The following is a 19,922-nucleotide window of genomic DNA, read 5'->3' on the forward strand; positions in this document are numbered from 1 at the left end:
AATTAAATATTGTCCCAGCGGTAGCCCATGCCATAAACCGTGTCGATACAATCAAATTCATTATCGATGGCAATAAACTTTTTACGAATGCGTTTTACGTGGGAGGTAATGGTACTGTCGTCGACGTAGATTTTGGCTTCTTGCATTAAATCTTGACGGCTGCGTACATGCCCCGGGTGTTTGGCCATCGCATGGACCATCCAAAACTCAGTAACGGTAAGCTCAATAGGCTGGCTTTTCCAATACACCTGAATACGGTTGCCATCGATGGTTAAATGGCCGCGCTCGAGCAGATTGTCTTCAATTGGGCTTGAGCCAATCAGCTCTGAGCGGCGAAACAATGCGGCAATCCGTGCGAGTAAATGCGGAAAACTCACATCTTTAGTTAAATAATCATCGGCGCCTAAACGCAAGCCGCAAACCGTGTCGAAATCACTGTCACGGGCGGTTAAAAAGATAATCGGCAAGCTGCTCGACATGGCCCTAAGAGCTTGACACAGGGTAAATCCACCATCAATTTCATGTTCAAGACCAATATCAATAATGGCTAAATCGGGCAGGCGTGCATTAAAGGCCAACATCGCAGCAGGGCGATTCGGATAAGCTTGGACACTGTAACCTTGTTGTTGCAGTACATCTTTGTAGTTTTCGCGGATAGCCGCTTCGTCTTCAACAATGGCAATTCTTTTCATGGTGTGACTTCAATTCATAGGGATATAAATGGATACCCTGCTGACTATACAGGATTTTATCCACCAAAAAAGCCGTCACAGCCAATTGCCATATTGTTGCCACATTTGATCGCAACATTGCCATTTTTGCTCCCCAATAAAGCCATTTATATTTTGTTTAATAACGGCATAAAGTTATTTGGTTGCACGTTAACTCAATGACTTTCACTTTACACATTATTGCTAAAAGGGACTCATTATGAAAAAGCAACTTATCGCCGCCACTGTTATTAGCGCAATCTTATTACCACACACTGCATGGGCAACTGCCGTTGAGCCACAACATGAACGTGAACATACTGAAGAGTTGGTTGGTTTAAGCTCGGGGATATTACTCGGTGCTGTTGTCGCAGGTCCGGTTGGCGCAATCATTGGGGCGTTCACTGGCACCATTATTGGTAAAACGGTGGCCGATGAAGCTGAAATTTCCGATAAAAATCAACAGTTAGTAAAACAAGAACACGCATTGGTAGAGCAACAGCAGCAACTCATTGCCATGGATTTGCAACAACAAGAGTTAGTGCAGGTGTCTGAGAAGTATTATGAGTTACAAACTAACCTCGCTGAGCTAAAAGCCAATCAACAGCAAACGCTTAATGAACTCACTATTGGCATGAATGTGCAATTTAAAACCGGTTCGAGCCAAATAGAGCCATTATTTAAGCAGCAATTAGACAATGTGGCGTACATGATGACCTTATCGCCAGAATTGACAATAGATTTAACCGGTTATGCTGACCGCCGTGGTGATGACCAATATAACCAGGCGTTGTCGGAGCAACGCTTGGCTGAGGTTAGCCAGTATTTAGTCAATCAGGGTATTGATAAACAACGCTTACATGGCCAAGCCTACGGCGCGACATTGCCATTACACGCAGAGCAAAATCATGAAAATGACTTTTTCGACCGCCGTGTGACGTTGACCTTAATGTCACCTGATGCCGAACTCGCAGCAAACTAATTTCCCATTACTTCTTTTTATGATTTGTTAAATAGTGACCCTGTTACGCCATATGGCAGCATCAACGTAACAGGGTAAGGAGTTGCTATGTTTTGGTTATTTCAGTTTTCGTTTTTACCCGTACGTTTACGCCATCAAAATGGGTTTGTGAGTGTGTTGCTCTTGTTGATGTTGTCGGCTTCAGCACAAGCGTCACCATCAGCTATGACAGACGATGACATTACTCAAGGTACTTTGGTTTATTTTGCTAAAGATCAAGTGATACAAGCGTTAGCGATGGATACGCAAGTCAGTATGGATGTGTCTGGCTTACTTAATCGTGTCACGGTTAAGCAAGTGTTTATTAATGATTCAGACCAGTGGCTTAATGGTCGTTATGTGTTTCCGTTACCTGAAAATGCCGCGGTAGATAGTATGCAACTTCGTATTGGTGACAAGATAATTGCAGGGCAAATTCAACCTAAAAAGCAAGCGCTGCAGACGTTTGAAACGGCGAAAAAACAGGGTAAGCAAGCCAGTTTATTACAACAGCAGCGGCGCAATATTTTTTCCTCTGAGGTGGCCAACTTAGGCCCACATGATCAGCTCGTGGTGGAGTTAAGTTACCAACAAACGGTTGAGTTTAATGATGGCCTGTTTAGTCTGCGCTTTCCCATGGCCATTACTCCGCGTTATCACCCTGAGCAAAGCAGTGACAAAGATAAACAAGCGTTGGAGGTGGCGTATATCGATCCGACTATTATTCCTAATCAACTGAGTGAAATCAGCAGTGCTCAAGGGATTAATGTCAGCATGAAAGTGAATATCGATGCGGGCTTTGCACTCAATTCACTTGATAGTTTATATCACCCCATTAAGCAAAGTGTGAATGGCCAGCGGTACACCGTAAGCTTTGACGGTAAGCAAATCGCCGACCGCGACTTTGTATTGCAATGGCAGGCAGATGTAGGCGCATTGCCACAAGCGGCGACCTTTTATCAAACCGGTAAAACCCATAGCGTAGCGGGTAATTCGCATGACAATATCACCACCAACGCGGTTGATCAAAGCGTGTACTCATTAGTGATGTTAATGCCGCCTAGTGTTGAAGTGAGCGAGCAGCATTTAATTGGCCGTGAGTTGATTTTAGTGATTGATACCTCAGGCTCTATGTCTGGCCAATCGATTGTGCAAGCCAAGCAAGCATTGCAATTTGCCATTGCGGGGCTTCGTGATATCGACACGTTTAATATTATTGAATTTAACCAACATACAAGCATGTTATCGCCAGTGCCATTAACTGCCACGAGTCGTAACCTGGGCTTAGCGAATCGTTATATTGCCTCACTTGAGGCAAATGGTGGCACCGAAATGGCGCCAGCGATCACCGCCGCTTTGGTTGATACCCTTCAACCTGATGCGGTTAATGTGCGTGGTGAGTCTATGTTACGCCAGGTGATATTTATGACCGATGGCGCGGTAGGCAATGAGCAACAATTGTATCAATTAATTAGCGATCAACTGGGTGATAGCAGATTATTTACGGTAGGGATTGGCTCTGCGCCTAATTCAGACTTTATGCGCCGAGCCGCGACCATGGGCCGTGGCACTTTTACCTATATCGGTAAACAAACTGAGGTGAAACAAAAGATAACGCAGTTGCTGACTAAAATAGAGCAACCTGTACTGACGAATATTGGCTTGTACTATCTCGATGGTAGTGTGCCTGATTATTGGCCATCAACCATTAGTGATTTATACCAAAACGAGCCGTTATGGGTCAGCATTAAATCGCCTAGCCAGCTGTTACAACCTATCATAGTGTCTGGCAATATTAATGGCCAGTATTGGCAGCAACAACTTGATTTTACTGATAACCAACCCGCTAGAGGCATCGATTTATTGTGGGCAAATGCGCAAATTACTGCACTGGAGCTATATAAAAATGCGGCGAGTGGTCCAAGAGTCAATAAACAAGTTGAAGCATTAGGCATGCAATACCATTTGGTCACCAGCCAAACCAGTTTAGTTGCCGTTGATGTGACTCCCGTAAACCCAATGAGCGACACCACCATTGATGCCAAAGTGCAATCGCATTTACCCCATGGCTTGCAGGTGGGCAATCAGGCACAAGTGTTACCACAAACCGCAACGTCAAGTCGCTTGTGGTTATTGATTGGATTTAGCTTACTGGGCTTGGGTATCTTGCACTATTTATGGTTACGCCAACGTTTACCAGGACAAGTATTGGTGCTTGAAACCAATGCCTAAGGAGCGAAGTAATGAAGCCATCTTATTCCACAACCCATTTATGGATTATGGCGCTGATAATATTGCTGGGCCTTGGGCTCATTGTTCAAGGAGGATATATGCAAGCTAAAGCCCATTTTGCCCAGTTTTTAATTGAGCGCGCTTTTGAACAAACGCTGGTAGATAATCAGCCGCACAAGCCTTGGTCGTGGGCCGACACGCATCCGGTAGCCAAAATGCGTTTGTTGCAACACAATGCCCAAGGCACACAAGCATTAGGCCCCGATTTATATGTATTGGCTGGCGCATCGGGTCGTAATTTAGCCTTTGGGCCGAGCTTGATGTTAGCTGGTGCAGGTGTCGGCGAGCAGGGGAATACGATTATTGCAGGACACCGCGACAGTCATTTTATGCGCTTGCAATACGTTAATGTTGGCGACATGATTGAGCTATACAGTGCTACGGGAGAGTTACAGGTGTATCAAATCACTGCCACGCAAGTGGTACACGAAACCGCAACCGAGGTGCTCGAACAAACCGAAAACAGCCAACTCACCTTAATTACCTGCTATCCATTTGATCAGCTTAGCGGTAATGCCGAATACCGATATATCGTTGAGGCCAAGCCCATGGTGTAACAATTTTGTTTAACCGGTTATTTATCCCAATAGGGCGGGTTGCCATAATAATTGGAAAAGTAATCGATAAATGCTCTCACTTTGGGGGCTAACAACCGCGAGCTTGGGTAAACCGCCCAAATGGCAGCTTCGTCAATTAATGGATAATCCTCAAGCACTTGCACCATTTCACCACGTTTTAAATGCTCGTAAGCTATCCATGTGGCACATTTTGCAATGCCCATTCCATTGGCACAGGCATCGCGAACTGCTTCTCCGTGGTCAATACGAATTGAGCCTTTTATTTTCATGCTTAAGGGGCCATCAGGTGTGCTAAATACCCAGTTTTCAAGCCCTGCTTGATTAATACATTGATGATGATGTAAATCTTGCGGGGTTTCGGGTTTGCCATATTGGGCAACATATTCAGCTGAGGCACACATTATGCGTTTATCAACGGCCAACTTTTTGGCAATTAAGCTTGAATCTTGTAATTGTGCGTTACGAATAGCCACATCAAAGCCACCTTCAACGAGGTCGACAATAGAATCGGTTAAGCGAATATCGATATACAGCGCAGGATATTGGGCGACAAATGCCTTAAACGCCGGCATTAAATGCATACGGCCAAAAGACGCCGGTGCCGTGATCCTTAATGTCCCCTGAGGCTGGGCATCGCCACTACCGACTGCCGCTCGGGCAACCACAACGCTTTGAATGATTTCTTCTGCATGGGGTAAAAAAGCCATGCCTTCTTCGGTTAATGAGACCTTGCGCGTGGTACGGTGAATTAGGCGCACCCCTAGGCTTTCTTCTAAGCGATTGATGTGCATGCTGGCAACCGGAGGCGACAAGCCTAATTCTTCTCCTGCTTGGCTGATGTTGTGGGTTGACGCGACTCGGACAAACAGTTTTAGGTGTTCAAAATTCATCTTATTAGCCTGTATTAAGATAACGTCATGGCATATTAGGCGTTTGCAACACAAGGCTGCGCATGATCTAGGGTGCTTTTTAGGTAATTTTTAAGCTTAAACCATGCAAAGGTGCCTGCCAACATATTCGCGATTGTGGCGCCAATGAGGGTGTAAAACATATCACCTGTTGCAGTGCCAATCGCAATGGCAGGAATATACAAAACAAACAGTCTTGCAAATGACACCATTAATGCTGTTTTTGGGGTGCCTAACGCATTTAATACCGATACCGCCACCATGCATACTCCCAATGGCCCGTAACTGATGGGCATTATCCACAGTGCGGCGGTTAACCAATTATTTAATGGCGTCTCTAGGGGAATGAGTGTCAATAGTAAATCTGTGCTCAAGGCAAATAGCACGGCACTTATGGCGGTAAAACCAAGTAACAGTTTTGCCGCAGCGCTTAATAATGTGTCGATGGCATGATATTGCTGCGCACCAAAATACTGGCCAATCATAGGTGGCATCGACATGGTTAGCGCTAAAGTAAATACCAGTAAAAAACTTTCAATACGCGCCAATAAGCTCCAAAACGCAATAGCATCTGTGCCCAGTTTTGCAATGAACATCATGGCTAAAAATGCGCTAGCAGCGGGTAAAAATTGGTTGGTAATGGTCGCTGAGGTCATTTTTATCAGTTCTAAACAATAGTTAAGGGTGCCGACATGTCGCGGTAATCTAATAAACCACCGTCTTGGTTTGAGCTCAAACAGTACATAGATGGTGGCAATACCATAACCCAGGGTTGAGGCAATGGCGGCCCCTTTGATGCCCATATCAAAATAGAAAATCAGCAAAGGATCGAATATTAGGTTGATAATGCTGGCTGTGACAAACATCAAACCAGTGGTTTTGGTGTCGCCATGGGCTCGGTAAACACTGGTGAGTAGGTAAAGTACCGCCACGCTTAAGGCGCTAAATAACCAATATGGCCAGTAAGTGATAAATAAATTAACTAACAGAACATAATGCGGGTTATCGGTATTGGGGTGGATAAATACTCGCAATATCTGCGTGTCGAGTTGCCATAAAAGTAAACAAACCAATGACATCAATATTATGCCACCGTTAACCGATAACGTGGCAATCGCGCGGGCTTTGTACAGGGTTTGAGCACCAATTGCCTGAGACATAATTGCTGTTGCGCCTACGCCAATACCCACCTGAATACCAATTAACAATGTTTGAAAGGGTAATGTCATGCCGTGCACGGCAAGTTGGTTAACGCCTAATAAACCGATAAAAACGGAATCAACTAATTGCACCGACATGATGGCAAACAAACCAATGCATACAGGCAGTGTTTTATTGATAAGGCTACGAAGAGGCGAAGATACCACAAGCATATACTTTTCCGTGCAAATATGAGGGATAAATTAGCGGGTTACGCCATCGTACACATGGCTTAATCTCGGCTGAAAAAGGGAATATGTTGTAAAGTCAGGGCTCACATAAGCAATGTGAGCCCTAAAGTGGTTTAGTTAATATCAATAACCACTTTACCAATGGCCTTGCCGCTAGCTAAATGTTGATGTGCGGCAGTCACTTGCTCTAGGCTGAAGCGCTGTTCATCAACAACAGGAACTAATGCGCCAGCTTCAACAATCTTAGCCAGTTCAGATAAAATGTTGCCATGTACTTCACGGCCTATGTTGTGCATCATTGGGATTAACATAAAGACCACATGTAATGATAAGCCTTTCATGTGTACCATTGATAAATCTAATTCAATGAACGATAAGGTTGTGGCGATTTGACCGTTTAGTTTAGCGGCTTCAATAGAATTGGTGAGGTTTGCACCGCCAACAGTATCTAAAATAATGTCAAAGCCAGCACCGTCAGTGTGTTTGGTAACGTAATCGGCAACCGTTTCTGTTTTAAAGTTAATGGCTTTTGCGCCTAACTTTTCAATTAACGCTGCTTGAGACCCTTCTGCGCCGGTTGCAAAAACTTCAGCACCAAAATGTTTTGCAAGTTGTACCGCAACGTGGCCCACACCACCGGCGCCACCATGCACAAGTACGCTTTTACCTTCAGTAATGCCTGCGCGAGTTAAGCCCTCGTATGCGGTAATTCCCACCAATGGCAATGCTGCGGCTTCACGCATAGAGAGGTTTTTAGGCTTGTGGGCAATAAGCTTAGCGTCAGCTAACATGTACTGAGCAAGTGTGCCTGGTAAATCACCTAAACCGCCAGCACAGCCATAAATTTCATCGCCGACGTTAAAACCAGTAACACCTTCACCGACCGCTTCAATGGTACCCGCAAAGTCCATGCCTAATACTGCAGGGGCTTTAGGCGAGAAAGGCAATGCTTCGCCCATTTCACGGATCATCATGTCAATGGTATTAACACTGGTTGCTGCTAGGCGAACCAAAACATTACCGGCACTTACTGTTGGTTTAAGAATGTCTGCCGACTCGAAAACATCTGCAGCACCAAATTCGCGAATAATCATAGCTTTCATTGTGTAAAACCTCGTTGTGTTTGTGTGAGGCTAGTATAGGCGCTTGAGTGTTAATGATAATGGCCTTTGCACAACATTGTGTTTTAAGTTTTTATTAATAATCGGTATTGTTTTGAATGAAAAACAGCCAAATTAAGTTGAGATTATTAATAAGAAATTAGCTTAAGAACATTTCATACCATGTATTATTAATAATTAGTTAAAACTATTTATGCTGTAACGACAATTATCAAATGAAAGAGTCCTTGTTAATCTGATTAACGAAATGTACACATTTGCTCATCGCCAAGAAGTAATAACGAATAAATAACAAGGAACAATCCAATGAAATATCAAGGTTATACAACATTTAAAGCAAGCCAAGAGGGCGCTATTTTAACGGTTACATTTGATTTTGGGACTGTTAATGTACAAGGCCAAGAGATGCTAGCGGATTTAAATGGCTTAGCCATGCGACTTGAACGTGATCGCGACGTTAAAGTGGTAGTGTTTCAATCAGCCAATCCTGAAGTGTGGGTATCACACTACGACACTAATCTTTTAAAAGACATGTCAACAGAAGCTGTGTCTCGTGAAGATGTAAAGCTACTTGATTTACAGGTTGTGCTAGAACGAATTAGTAAGTTACCACAGGCGACTATTGCTAAATTAGAAGGTTTTGCGCGTGGCGGCGGGCATGAGTTTGCTTTAGCGTGTGACATGCGTTTTGCTGCTCGCGGTAAATATAAGTTTATGCAAATGGAAGTAGGCATGGGCATTTTACCTTGTGGTGGCGGAGCATCACGTATGGCACGTCAAACTGGGTTAGGCCGTGCATTAGAAATTATTTTAAGTGCACGTGACTTTACAGCCGATGAAGCTGAAGCGTACGGCACCATTAATAAAGCATTAGACCCAGACGAAATTGGTCCTTATGTTGATGCCTTAGCGCAGCGCATTGCTCAATTTCCTGCTGAATCAATTAATGCCTGTAAACAAGCGGTATACGAATCTATCGACAAGCCTATTGAAGAAGCATTAAAAGCCGAAGCCTATTGGTTGTATCAAGCAACCAGCAAAACGCCTGCCATTAAACGTTTTATCATTGCCGATGAGCAAGGGCTGGAGCACGACATCGACAATCAGCGTCATTGGAATGAGCTAGTGATGAAAGTCCAAGAAATTAACTAACCTTTATCGCGTGCCATGATCAACGCTGATGCAGTTTGTCGGCGTTGCTCATCCACTCAATGAAACGAGACGATACCACTATGAAAAGAATTATTTTAGTCACAGGTGCCACCGACGGTATTGGCTTAGCCACAGCCAAAATGTTGGTTGCAGAAGGGCATCACGTCCTTATTCACGGGCGTAATGCCCAAAAACTGAGTCAGGTTGAGGCCGAGCTAAAAGCCATACCAGGTGCCGGCGACATACAAAGCTACCGTGCTGATTTATCGAGCCTACATGAAACGGCAGCATTGGCTGATGCCATTAGTGCTCAGCACAATAAGCTTGATGTGATTATCAATAACGCCGGTGTATACAAAGTGGGGCAAATTACCAGTGTTGATCATTTAGATGTGCGTTTTGTGGTCAATACCATCGCGCCTTACTTATTAACGCAGCGATTAATGCCATTACTAGGCAGCACTGGCCGAGTCGTTAACTTGTCTTCTGCGGCGCAAGCTAGCGTTAATTTAGCCGCCTTAGCCAGCGCAAATGCAGGACCTGCTGATGGCGCGGTATATGCGCAAAGCAAACTGGCTATCACTATGTGGTCAGTGCATTTAGCGACAACATTACAACATCGCGGACCGGCTTTTATTGCCGTTAACCCAGCGTCATTTTTGGGCAGTAAATTAGTTAAAGAAGCCTACGGTATGGCTGGTGCTGATTTAAATATTGGCGCTGATATTTTATGTCGTGCGGCACTGTCTGATGAATTTGCACATGCATCAGGGCGTTATTTCGATAATGACCAGGGGCAATTTACTGCGCCTCATGCCGATGCGTTAAACATTGTTAAAAATCAACAATTAGTGGCAGCAATTGAATCAATTATCGCCCAAGTCAATTTAGGATAAAGAGGTTGTTATGTTAGGTGAAAACCATTGTTTAATTCTTGATTTCCCAGAATTTACCCAGCGTATTACTGAGTTAAATGCTGCCGACAGTCAATTTGCAGCAGATGCCAATCAGTATCATGAACTTGATCAAGAAATTCGCACCTTAGAGTTAGAGGGTGCACCAATTAATGACCAAGATATGCACCAGTTAAAGCATCGCAGGTCAATGCTAAAAGATATTTTATATCAACGAATTAATAGCAATAAATAATACGATTAGTCGTTATTAACCTAGCAGGATTTACGGCCCTCATAGGATGTTGAGGAGCATCTTATTCAATATTTTATGACTTTATGATGTGTCAGGTGAGATTGTCACTCGCTGGCGGCTTAATTTGGCACAACAAGCGGTTAACTCCATGGACGGGAAAAAGGGTCATTGTGTTGGTGACAGCCCTAATCACTTAATTACAGGGTCTGTTGTCATCGCCACAACATAAACCATCTAAAGAATGGTTAAGGGCAGAGATATGCAATACCAAGGTAAAGTTTATCGTCCGTGGATGGAGGCAAACAGTTTGCTTATTCAAGCCACATTAGGTTGCAGTACTAATCATTGTACATTTTGCACCATGTTTGATGATAAACGTTTTAAAATCAGAGAACTTGACGATATTTTTCGTGATATTGAACAGGCAAGACGTGCTAACCCTTGGGTGGAGTCGATATTTCTAATTGACGGAAATGTCATGGCAATTCGTACTGAAATACTGCTTAAAATTATTAATAAAGTGACAGCCACTTTCCCAGAGCTAACCCATTTAGCCTTGTATTCTGGCTTTAATGACTTTAGACGCAAGAGCATTGCAGATCTTAAAGCCATTAGAGAGGCTGGGGTAACTATTGCCTATTCAGGGTTAGAGTCTGGCGATCCTCAGGTGCTTAAGCTGGTGGATAAACGGATGACCCGCGAACATGCCATTGAAGGTATGGCTATGGCAAAAGAGGCAGGCATTAAAGTCTTAGCCTCGTTTATTCTTGGCCTAGGCGGTCGTGAGCGTTCTGTTGAGCATGCGGTTAATACCACGAGTTTATTGAATATTATGCAGCCTGATGCCATTGCCCCTATGGTATTGGCTGTGCAGCCTGGCTCGCAGCTTGAGCAACAAGTTAATCGCGGTGAGTTTATCTTGCCGACTCAGTTACAAGTATTGCAAGAAGAAAAGTATCTACTGGAAAACCTTGAGGATTTTGACTGCTACTACTGGGGCGACCATGGTAACAATGTGTCGCCGATGCGAGGTGAATGGCCAGCTATTCGTCAACCATTTTTACAACGAATAAATCAACATATTGAACATAATAACGCAGCCAATCATAACGTTATTCAAACTTTTGCTTGGTAATTGAGTTTGTTCGGGAGCAAGACATGAAGAAAATATTAATCAATTTCGCCCACCCAGCCAAAGGGCGATCTAACATAAATGCGCAGTTTAGGGCGGCCGTAGAAAACATTGAAGGCGTGACCATCAATGATTTGTACGCCAATTACCCTGACTTTTTAATTGATGTCGCTCGCGAGCAAACGCTGTGCGAAAGCCATGATGTGATTATTTTTCAGCATCCATTTTATTGGTATTCAACGCCTGCAATTGTTAAAGAGTGGCTCGATTTAGTGCTAGAGCACGGCTGGGCTTATGGAAAAACGGGCACGGCGTTAAAAGGCAAATGGTGCTTTCAAGCCATTAGTGCAGGTGGCGATGCAACAACTTACCGGGTTGAAGGAGCCAATCAATTTACTATTGCCGAGTTAACTTCGCCAATGCGTGCCACTGCTAATTTATGCTTAATGGATTGGCTACCGCCTTTTGCGGTCATGGGCGTTCATCGTGGCTTGCCCGCTGCACAAGTTACAGGCCATGCCGAAGATTATCGCCGCCTTATTATCGCTATTCGTGATGGCGTATTGGATAAAGAAAAAGCTCAACAAGCTGAGTTTTTAAATGCAAATATTGACGACATCATGTTAAAGGCATAAACAATGGAATACTTTTTACTGCAGTTATTTATTTTCCTCGCCGCGTCAGCTATTGCCGTCCCTGTGGCCAAACGTTTAGGCCTAGGTTCAGTACTGGGTTACCTTATTGCGGGTATGATCATTGGTCCATTTGGGGTCTCACTGATTGGTGATGTTGAAGTGGTGATGCACTTGACTGAGTTTGGCGTTGTGATGATGCTATTTTTAGTGGGCTTAGAGTTAAGGCCTTCTATGCTATGGCAAATGCGTACGCCCATTTTAGGCATGGGCGGTATGCAAGTGGTGTTGTCGAGTATTGTCATGGCGGCCATTGCATTGTGGGCTTTACCCTGGCAACAAGCTCTTGCTGTTGGGTTGATTTTGTCATTATCTTCAACCGCCATTGTGCTACAAACGCTTAAAGAAAAAGCCTTAATGAATACTGCCCCAGGGCGTTCGGTATTTTCGGTGTTGTTGTTCCAAGATTTAGCCGTGATCCCTATGTTAGCGTTTATGCCACTACTGGCCACGTTAAGCTTAGGCGATGATGGACATCATGGTTCGGTGTTATTTGATATCAATACCTTACCAGCGTATTTACAAGTAATCGCGACCCTGCTGGCTGTTGTAGGGATTTTAATATTAGGTCGTTATGCCAGTAGGCCCATATTTAGGGCCATTGCAGCAACAGGCGTAAGAGAAATTTTTGTCGCGGCGGCATTAGCGCTGGTGGTGGGGATCTCATTATTAATGACCGTGGTGGGCTTGTCGCCTGCGTTAGGGACATTTTTAGCCGGTGTGGTGCTAGCTGACAGTGAATACCGCCATGAACTTGAAAGCGATATTGAACCATTTAAAGGCTTATTACTAGGGGTGTTCTTTATTTCAATTGGTGCCAGCCTTAACTTCAGTTTAATTGGCGATAATGTGGCGCTTATTACAGCCTTAACCGCGGGCTTAATTGTGATTAAGTGGCTGATATTAGTGATTACTGGCAAGCTCTTTAAGGTGGCTAAAAAAGACAGGGCATTGTTTGCCGTTGCATTGGCACAAGGCGGCGAATTTGCGTTTGTGTTATTTCAATTTGCCAAGGTTAATGGGGTACTCGGCGCTGAGACAGTAGAGCCATTAATCTCGGCGGTAGCGATTTCGATGTTTTTAACCCCATTGATGTTTATGGCCTATGAAAAACTTGCGATATCGAAAGACGATACTCAATTGAATGCGCGCGAAGATGACCCCATCGACCACAGTGGCCATGAGGTTATTTTGGCCGGGTTTGGGCGTTTAGGTACTGATTTAGGACGTTTTTTAATTTCAGCCGGCGTTAAGCCGGTGATTATTGACCATGACTCAACCAACGTTGATGTGCTGCGCAAGCTGGGCTATGAAGTGTATTATGGTGACATTACCCGTTTAGACTTGCTTGAAGCTGCAGGTGCCAAAGAAGCTAAATTATTAGTGATAACCATTGGTGATATTGAGAAATCAACTACGCTAATTGAGCTGGTAAGAAAACATTATCCACACCTTAAGATTGTAGTAAATGCCGATGATCGTCAGGCGAGCTTTAAATTGATGGAATTAAATATTGATCATATCCGTCGTGAAACCTTTGGTAGTGCACTGGCGTTAGGCCAAGATGCTTTGCAACAATTAGGTGTCGACCCTTACGAGGCTTACCGTTTAGCACGAATTTTTCGTAAAAAAGATGAAGAAATGATGCCAGAATTATACAAGTGGCACTGTGAAGAAGAGCATTATATTTCTCACTATCAACAAAAGCATGCTGAGTTAGAAGCCTTAATGACACGTGATTTTGACAATGATGAGCTCGACAAAGCTTGGACCGCTAAAAACCCGACGTTATGAGGGTGTTTAACAAAAAGCCATTAAAAAAACCGCCTAGATTTTACACTAGGCGGTTTTTATTTGTGGTGCTCAAGGTTATGCGCGCATTGCTTTTTCACCGCGTGCTAATCCGACAACACCAGAACGAGACGTTTCTATCACTTTGGTCATGTCGCCTAACGCATGAATAAATGCATCGATTTTGTCGCTGGTTCCCACCATTTGTATGGTATATAAATGAGTTGTGACATCAACTATTTGACCACGGAAAATATCCGTAATGCGTTTTACCTCTTCGCGTTGTTCACCCTGTGCTTTTACTTTCACTAATGCAATTTCGCGTTCAATGTGCGCGGCCTCAGTGATGTTAGCCACTTTTAAAATATCGATAAGCTTGTGCAATTGCTTTTCGATTTGCTCTAACACGGTTTCATCGGCAATCACGGTGATGTTTAGTCTTGACAGCGTTGTGTCTTCAGTGGGGGCCACGGTTAAACTTTCGATGTTATAACCGCGCTGAGAAAACAGACCCACAACTCGTGACAATGCGCCTGGTTGGTTTTCAAGTAATACAGAAATAATACGACGCATTAGCTTTTCTCCGTTTTGCTTAACCACATTTCGTTCATTGCACCGCCGCGAATGAGCATAGGGTAAACGTGTTCAGTCTCGTCTACGCTGATATCCACAAACACTAATTTATCTTTCATTGCTAAGGCTTCAGCAAGCTTTGACTCGAGCTCATCGGGATGATTAATGTTCATGCCGACATGGCCATACGCTTCAGCAATTTTGGCAAAATTAGGTACAGAATCCATATAAGATTGTGAATGGCGACCTGAGTAAATCATGTCTTGCCATTGCTTAACCATGCCAAGGAAACGGTTATTTAAGTTGATAATTTTTACCGGAGTATCGTATTGTAAAGCCGTTGACAGCTCTTGAATATTCATCTGAATCGAACCGTCACCCGTTACACAGACCACGGTTTCATCAGGAAACGCCATCTTAACCCCCATAGCTGCAGGTAAACCAAAGCCCATGGTGCCTAGACCACCAGAGTTGATCCAACGGCGTGGCTTATCAAATGGGTAATATAGGGCTGCAAACATTTGATGTTGGCCTACATCAGATGCAACATAGGCATCTCCATTGGTCAGTTTGTGCAGTGTTTCAATGACTTGTTGTGGTTTAATGCGGTCACTTGTGCGATCAAATTCAAGGCTTTTACGTGAGCGCCAAATGTCAATTTCACGCCACCAGTGGTTTAAGGCTTCGGCGTCATTAGTGTCATCACTCTCATCTAATAGCGCTAACATGCTGTCTAGAATATTATCAGCAGAACCCACAATCGGGATATCAACACGAACCGTTTTAGAGATAGAGGAAGGGTCGATATCGATGTGTAAAATGGTTGCATTAGGGCAGTATTTTTCAACATTGTTGGTGGTACGGTCGTCGAAACGTACTCCAATACCAAAAATTAAATCGGTATTATGCATGGCCATATTGGCTTCATACTGCCCGTGCATACCCAGCATGCCTAAACTTTGCTGGTGGGTTCCCGGAAATGCGCCAAGGCCCATTAACGTACTGATTACAGGAATGTTTAAACGTTCTGCTAGTTTAAGGATTTGTGCATCGCAACCTGATATTATCGCGCCGCCACCCACATACAAAACGGGTTTCTTTGCGGCTAATAAGGCTTGTAATCCCCGGCGAATTTGGCCTTTATGGCCTGTAGTCGTCGGATTATAAGAGCGCATTTTAATACTTTCAGGATACACATAATCATGAAGCACATCAGGGCTTAAACAATCTTTAGGAATATCGATAACCACAGGGCCAGGGCGCCCTGATGCCGCAATATAAAATGCTTTTTTAACGATTTCAGGAATATCTTTTGCGTCTTTCACTAAAAAGCTGTGTTTAACCACAGGGCGTGAAATACCAATCATGTCACATTCTTGGAATGCGTCATTACCAATAAGGTTACTCGGTACCTGACCTGATAATACAACTAACGGGATTGAATCCATGTAAGCGGTGGCAATACCGGTAATGGCGTTGGTTGCACCTGGGCCAGATGTGACAAGTACAACACCGACTTTACCCGTAGCACGAGCATATCCGTCTGCCATGTGTACAGCAGCTTGTTCGTGGCGCACAAGAATGTGCTCCATGCCGGGAATTTTATGAAGAGAATCGTAGATGTCTAAAACAGAACCACCGGGGTAACCGAAGATGTGGCTTACGCCTTCATCGATTAAAGAGCGCACGATCATACTCGCGCCAGAAAGCTTTTCCATGAAATGAGTCCTTTTTAAGTTACCGTATGGTAAACAGTATCTTGTTATACAACGACGGTAATCGCTTTAAAAAATAAGTTTGAATGGTAATTCAAACCCGACGATTGAATTTAACAGTAGCTAAATTCAATGACTTGTTCACTTAGTGACTCAGCTGAATCACTGACTTCCATCTTATGTAAATTTATTTTTACTGCAAGCTCTTTCTTTAAATATTTTTCGAGGTTGAAATCATTTCATGTTTGTGATTTTTAAAATTATATTGTAGGGCGTTTTTTCACCAATACAGACATAATCAGGCCACCAATATTGGTAGCCTGATTATGTATTTTTAGGTTTTTAGCGATTAAGACAGGCCTAGATACTTTGTGTTCTAGGTAGCCGAGATTGTAAAAATTGACATACACCGACTAACAATATTGAACCCAGCATTAACATCGAAAAGGGCACAGCGCTGCCATCGTAAAAGTAGGCTAATAACGGGCCTGCGGTTGCGCCGAATCCAAAACGCAAAGTCCCTATTACTGCCGTTGCAGTGCCGGTTTCTTGTTTAAATTTTAATAATACGATGGCATCAGCGTTAACAGACATGATCCCAAGTGAACCCATTAAGGGGATAAGCATCAACACAGTAAAGTGGTAACTCAAACCCAATATGTTAGCCAGTAATAAGCCACAAGCAGAGAGGGTGCCAAAAAACGTGGCAACATGGAGCATTCGTTTAGAACCATAACGTCCCACTATTCGGGAGTTTACAATATTGGCTAGCATCAACGCACCCACGTTAGTGCTAAATAGAATGGCAAATAATGATTTATCTAAGTTAAACACTTCCATGTAAATAAACGGGGAAGCGGTTAAATAACAGAAAAAAGCGAAAGAGGTTAATACCCCACTAGTGATGTTGAGTTTGACTCCGCTTCGCGAAAATACCGTGTAATAAGCACGAAAAAACGATTTTTGACTGCGACTGTCAGCATCTTTATCGCTGGGCATTTTTAATTTAAACAGCACCAGTGCTAACAAGGTGATGGCGTAACAGCTTTGGCTTAAAAAGATTAAGTGCCAGTCACCCAATTCCATAATTAAGCTGCCAAGTGTGGGCGCTAACAAGGGAGCCAACATCATTATCAAGCTGACATAAGACATACCTTTGGCCGTGTTATCACCATAGACTTCTTTGATATAGCCGGGTACCACAACTGTGGCTGCTGCACCAATAAATGCTTGGGCAAATCGCAACAGCAAAAACTGTTCAATACTGCCACTTAGTGCAATAAGTAAACTGATTAGAGTAAAACCTGAGAGCCCAAAAATAACTAAAGGTCGGCGGCCAATTTTGTCGGCTAATGGGCCAAAAGTCAGCATGCCAACCGCATAACCCGCTAAATAAATACTTAATGATTGCTGCACTGTGGTGATGTCGGTATCAAACCCTATTGCTAGCACAGACATTGCAGGTAAATACATATCGATAGCTAAAGGAGTAATAGCCACAATTGCTGCCAGCATTGGGATTAACATTGCTAAGTTAGGAATGCCTGCTGCCACGATTGATGATGTTGATTTTACAGGCGTTACCACATAAACCTCGTGTATTTTTAAAACTTGAGCGCTCTTTGCTCAAAAGAGCGCATAGTTTAGCATGTATTAATGGAAAGATTGTCGATGGAATTGTTAGCGAGTTTTACAAAACGACCGTGCGTAAGTTAAGCCAGGTTTTATGCAACATTTGTATGTTAAAGTTTAATATCGGAAGGTTTATTGTTTTTATTATGCTCGGCAATGGCATTTCTTCTAGCGTTTTTCTATCGTTAACGGTTACCAATATTTCTCTATAAGTCATTACTTAATATGTCGTAATTAATTTGAAATAAAACTATGATTAACCCCAAAGCTAATGGGATGGAGTGGTTGTGTTTCTGAGTCGTTTGTATGGATTTATGCCTGGGTTAGAAACCTTTTCAGGTTATGAACGAAGTTGGCTTAAAGATGATATCGTCGCTGCGCTATCTGTTGCCGCCGTTGCACTACCTGTTGCTATCGCTTATGCGCAGCTAACCGGAGTGAATGCTGCCGTAGGCTTGTATTCGTGTGTGTTACCAATGCTAGTGTATGCCTTATTTGGCACATCAAAACAGCTTATTATTGGCCCTGATGCAGCCACTTGTGCGGTCATTGCCGCGGTAGTGACTCCACTTGCTGCTGGCGATAGCTTAATGCATTGGCAGTTAGTGATGACCATGACTGTGATGACTGGTTTTTGGTGTTTAATCGCCAGTCGGTTTAAATTAGGTGTACTTGCCGACTTTTTATCTAAACCGATTTTGATGGGCTTGTTAAACGGGGTTGCGGTTACCATTATTGTGGGGCAATTCTCCAAAATATTTGGTTTCACCTTTGATGAAAAATACTTATTAGAACGTTTAAGCGGCGCGCCGAGTTATTTATCACAAACCCACATTCCCACGTTTTTAATGGCAGTATTAACCGTGATTGTTTATTTTGTGATGAAGCGACTTAAACCGACATGGCCGGCATCAATGTTCGCTATTGCAGTGGGCGCGTTGTTAGTGTGGGGATTTAAACTTACTGAGTATGATATCGCTGTTATTGGCTCTGTGGCTGGCGGTTTACCTTCATTTCAAGCACCTGCATTTAATATTGGTATTGCCCGAGAACTGGTTATGCCTGCATTAAACTTAGCCATGGTCAGCTTTGTGAGTATGATGCTTACAGCTCGAAGTTTTGCGGCAAAAAACGGTTATGACATTGATGCTGATAAAGAATTTAAGGCTTTAGGATTAGCCAATATTGCCTCTGCCTTGTCGCAAGGCTTTGCGGTTAGTGGTGCCGACTCTCGTACAGCGGTTAATGATGCAAATGGCGGTAAAACGCAATTGGTATCGGTCATTGCTGCAGTATTGATAGCCATTGTGGCTATTTTTCTAACCGCACCACTTGAATACATTCCTAGTGCAGCCTTAGGTGTTGTATTGGTTATTGCTTCTGTTCACCTTATCGATTTTAAAGCGATTTGGGTGTTACGCCTGCGAGATCGCCAAGCGTTTTATTTAGCGCTGACCACACTATTTGCAGTGTTATTTATTGGTGTAATCCCAGGTATCACACTTGCTGTTTTACTTGGGTTATTTCAATTTTTACGCACGGTAATGCGACCAACAGATCAAGTGTTAGGACTCGATGTTAAAGGGATTATTCGCAGTATTGATGGCAGCGATAAAGCGGTTGCTGTGCCCGGTGTGTTTATTTATCGATTTAATTCGCCGTTGACTTATTTTAACTCAACTTATTTTAAACGCAGATTACTTGAACGGTTTGCGCGTCAGAATCAACTTGAGCCCGTAGATTGCGTAATCATTGATGCCGTGCCGTGCTTTACTCATTTGGATTTGAGTGTGATGGCCATGCTGACTGACATTGAGGCATTGCTGCGTAAACGCGGTGTAAGCTTAGTGTTGGCTGGCAGAAAACGTCAGCTAATCAGTTGGTTTGAACAAGCTGATATGGTGTCGGGAGATGACGGCATCACAATACGTTCTGATTTATATTTAGCATTAAAGTTACATCAAAGCCATTTGGCTGCAACGGCTGAGCCAACGGAAAACAAAGACAGTGCAGAATACCAACAGTCGGTTTTGATGCACAGTCAGATTTAGGATGAGTAGCTTTGTATAAGTCTCTGATTTTAAGG

At 43.4% G+C, this 19,922-nt stretch carries 17 protein-coding genes; 10 read left to right on the top strand and 7 right to left on the bottom strand.

Annotation, left to right across the window (positions count from 1 at the left end; all coding sequences use genetic code 11):
- Window positions 1-2: 2 nt before the first annotated feature.
- Window positions 3-692, bottom strand: a complete 690-nt coding sequence (gene pdsR, locus PQR79_RS02960; RefSeq protein WP_238104325.1) for a proteobacterial dedicated sortase system response regulator — start codon at window positions 690-692, stop codon at window positions 3-5.
- Between the two features lie 238 nt (window positions 693-930).
- On the opposite strand from pdsR, the gene pdsO reads away from it, so the two are divergent.
- The 3 genes from pdsO to PQR79_RS02975 all read left to right on the top strand — a co-directional run bounded on the left by pdsO (window position 931) and on the right by PQR79_RS02975 (window position 4,559).
- Complete coding sequence (gene pdsO, locus PQR79_RS02965) at window positions 931-1,692, top strand: sortase-associated OmpA-like protein PdsO (protein ID WP_238104327.1); 762 nt, start codon at window positions 931-933, stop codon at window positions 1,690-1,692.
- Between the two features lie 87 nt (window positions 1,693-1,779).
- Window positions 1,780-3,942 carry a marine proteobacterial sortase target protein gene (locus PQR79_RS02970; protein ID WP_238104329.1) on the top strand — a complete coding sequence of 721 codons (2,163 nt, stop codon included), beginning with the start codon at window positions 1,780-1,782 and terminating at the stop codon, window positions 3,940-3,942.
- Window positions 3,943-3,953: 11 nt separating this feature from the next.
- Window positions 3,954-4,559, top strand: a complete 606-nt coding sequence (locus PQR79_RS02975) for a class GN sortase (protein ID WP_238104331.1) — start codon at window positions 3,954-3,956, stop codon at window positions 4,557-4,559.
- A gap of 17 nt (window positions 4,560-4,576) precedes the next feature.
- On the opposite strand, the gene PQR79_RS02980 is transcribed toward PQR79_RS02975, so the two are convergent.
- The 3 genes from PQR79_RS02980 to PQR79_RS02990 all read right to left on the bottom strand — a co-directional run bounded on the left by PQR79_RS02980 (window position 4,577) and on the right by PQR79_RS02990 (window position 7,982).
- Window positions 4,577-5,470 (bottom strand): LysR family transcriptional regulator, encoded by an 894-nt coding sequence (locus PQR79_RS02980; protein WP_238104333.1) that lies wholly within the window; start codon window positions 5,468-5,470, stop codon window positions 4,577-4,579.
- A 35-nt stretch (window positions 5,471-5,505) separates the two neighbouring features.
- Window positions 5,506-6,861, bottom strand: coding sequence for an MATE family efflux transporter (locus PQR79_RS02985; protein ID WP_238104335.1), 1,356 nt, complete (start codon window positions 6,859-6,861; stop codon window positions 5,506-5,508).
- 131 nt (window positions 6,862-6,992) lie between these two features.
- Window positions 6,993-7,982 (bottom strand): zinc-dependent alcohol dehydrogenase family protein, encoded by a 990-nt coding sequence (locus tag PQR79_RS02990; protein ID WP_238104337.1) that lies wholly within the window; start codon window positions 7,980-7,982, stop codon window positions 6,993-6,995.
- 324 nt (window positions 7,983-8,306) lie between these two features.
- Here PQR79_RS02990 and PQR79_RS02995 point away from each other — a divergent pair, with 324 nt between their 5' ends.
- The 6 genes from PQR79_RS02995 to PQR79_RS03020 all read left to right on the top strand — a co-directional run bounded on the left by PQR79_RS02995 (window position 8,307) and on the right by PQR79_RS03020 (window position 13,919).
- Window positions 8,307-9,152, top strand: coding sequence for an enoyl-CoA hydratase/isomerase family protein (locus PQR79_RS02995; RefSeq protein ID WP_238104339.1), 846 nt, complete (start codon window positions 8,307-8,309; stop codon window positions 9,150-9,152).
- A gap of 80 nt (window positions 9,153-9,232) precedes the next feature.
- Window positions 9,233-10,048: an SDR family NAD(P)-dependent oxidoreductase gene (locus PQR79_RS03000; protein ID WP_238104341.1), complete on the top strand. Its 816-nt coding sequence runs from the start codon at window positions 9,233-9,235 to the stop codon at window positions 10,046-10,048.
- 10 nt (window positions 10,049-10,058) lie between these two features.
- Entirely contained in the window at window positions 10,059-10,301 is a 243-nt protein-coding gene (locus tag PQR79_RS03005; protein ID WP_238104343.1) for an HP1242/YdcH family protein, read from the top strand.
- Window positions 10,302-10,560: 259 nt separating this feature from the next.
- Window positions 10,561-11,436, top strand: a complete 876-nt coding sequence (locus PQR79_RS03010) for a radical SAM protein (RefSeq protein ID WP_238104345.1) — start codon at window positions 10,561-10,563, stop codon at window positions 11,434-11,436.
- A 23-nt stretch (window positions 11,437-11,459) separates the two neighbouring features.
- Complete coding sequence (locus PQR79_RS03015) at window positions 11,460-12,068, top strand: NAD(P)H-dependent oxidoreductase (RefSeq protein WP_238104347.1); 609 nt, start codon at window positions 11,460-11,462, stop codon at window positions 12,066-12,068.
- 3 nt (window positions 12,069-12,071) lie between these two features.
- Window positions 12,072-13,919 carry a monovalent cation:proton antiporter-2 (CPA2) family protein gene (locus PQR79_RS03020; protein ID WP_238104349.1) on the top strand — a complete coding sequence of 616 codons (1,848 nt, stop codon included), beginning with the start codon at window positions 12,072-12,074 and terminating at the stop codon, window positions 13,917-13,919.
- Between the two features lie 75 nt (window positions 13,920-13,994).
- Here the strand turns inward: PQR79_RS03020 and ilvN are convergent, their stop codons facing one another.
- The 3 genes from ilvN to PQR79_RS03035 form a co-directional block, all read right to left on the bottom strand.
- Window positions 13,995-14,489, bottom strand: a complete 495-nt coding sequence (gene ilvN, locus PQR79_RS03025; protein WP_238104351.1) for an acetolactate synthase small subunit — start codon at window positions 14,487-14,489, stop codon at window positions 13,995-13,997.
- Window positions 14,489-16,207 (bottom strand): acetolactate synthase 3 large subunit, encoded by a 1,719-nt coding sequence (locus tag PQR79_RS03030; protein WP_238104353.1) that lies wholly within the window; start codon window positions 16,205-16,207, stop codon window positions 14,489-14,491. Before PQR79_RS03030 ends, ilvN begins: the two co-directional genes overlap by 1 nt.
- A 357-nt stretch (window positions 16,208-16,564) precedes the next feature.
- Window positions 16,565-17,731: a multidrug effflux MFS transporter gene (locus PQR79_RS03035; RefSeq protein WP_238104439.1), complete on the bottom strand. Its 1,167-nt coding sequence runs from the start codon at window positions 17,729-17,731 to the stop codon at window positions 16,565-16,567.
- Window positions 17,732-18,150: 419 nt separating this feature from the next.
- On the opposite strand from PQR79_RS03035, the gene PQR79_RS03040 reads away from it, so the two are divergent.
- Complete coding sequence (locus tag PQR79_RS03040; RefSeq protein WP_238104440.1) at window positions 18,151-19,887, top strand: SulP family inorganic anion transporter; 1,737 nt, start codon at window positions 18,151-18,153, stop codon at window positions 19,885-19,887.
- Window positions 19,888-19,922 lie beyond the last annotated feature (35 nt).

Source organism: Shewanella metallivivens (genome assembly GCF_028750675.1).
Taxonomy (GTDB): domain Bacteria; phylum Pseudomonadota; class Gammaproteobacteria; order Enterobacterales; family Shewanellaceae; genus Shewanella; species Shewanella metallivivens.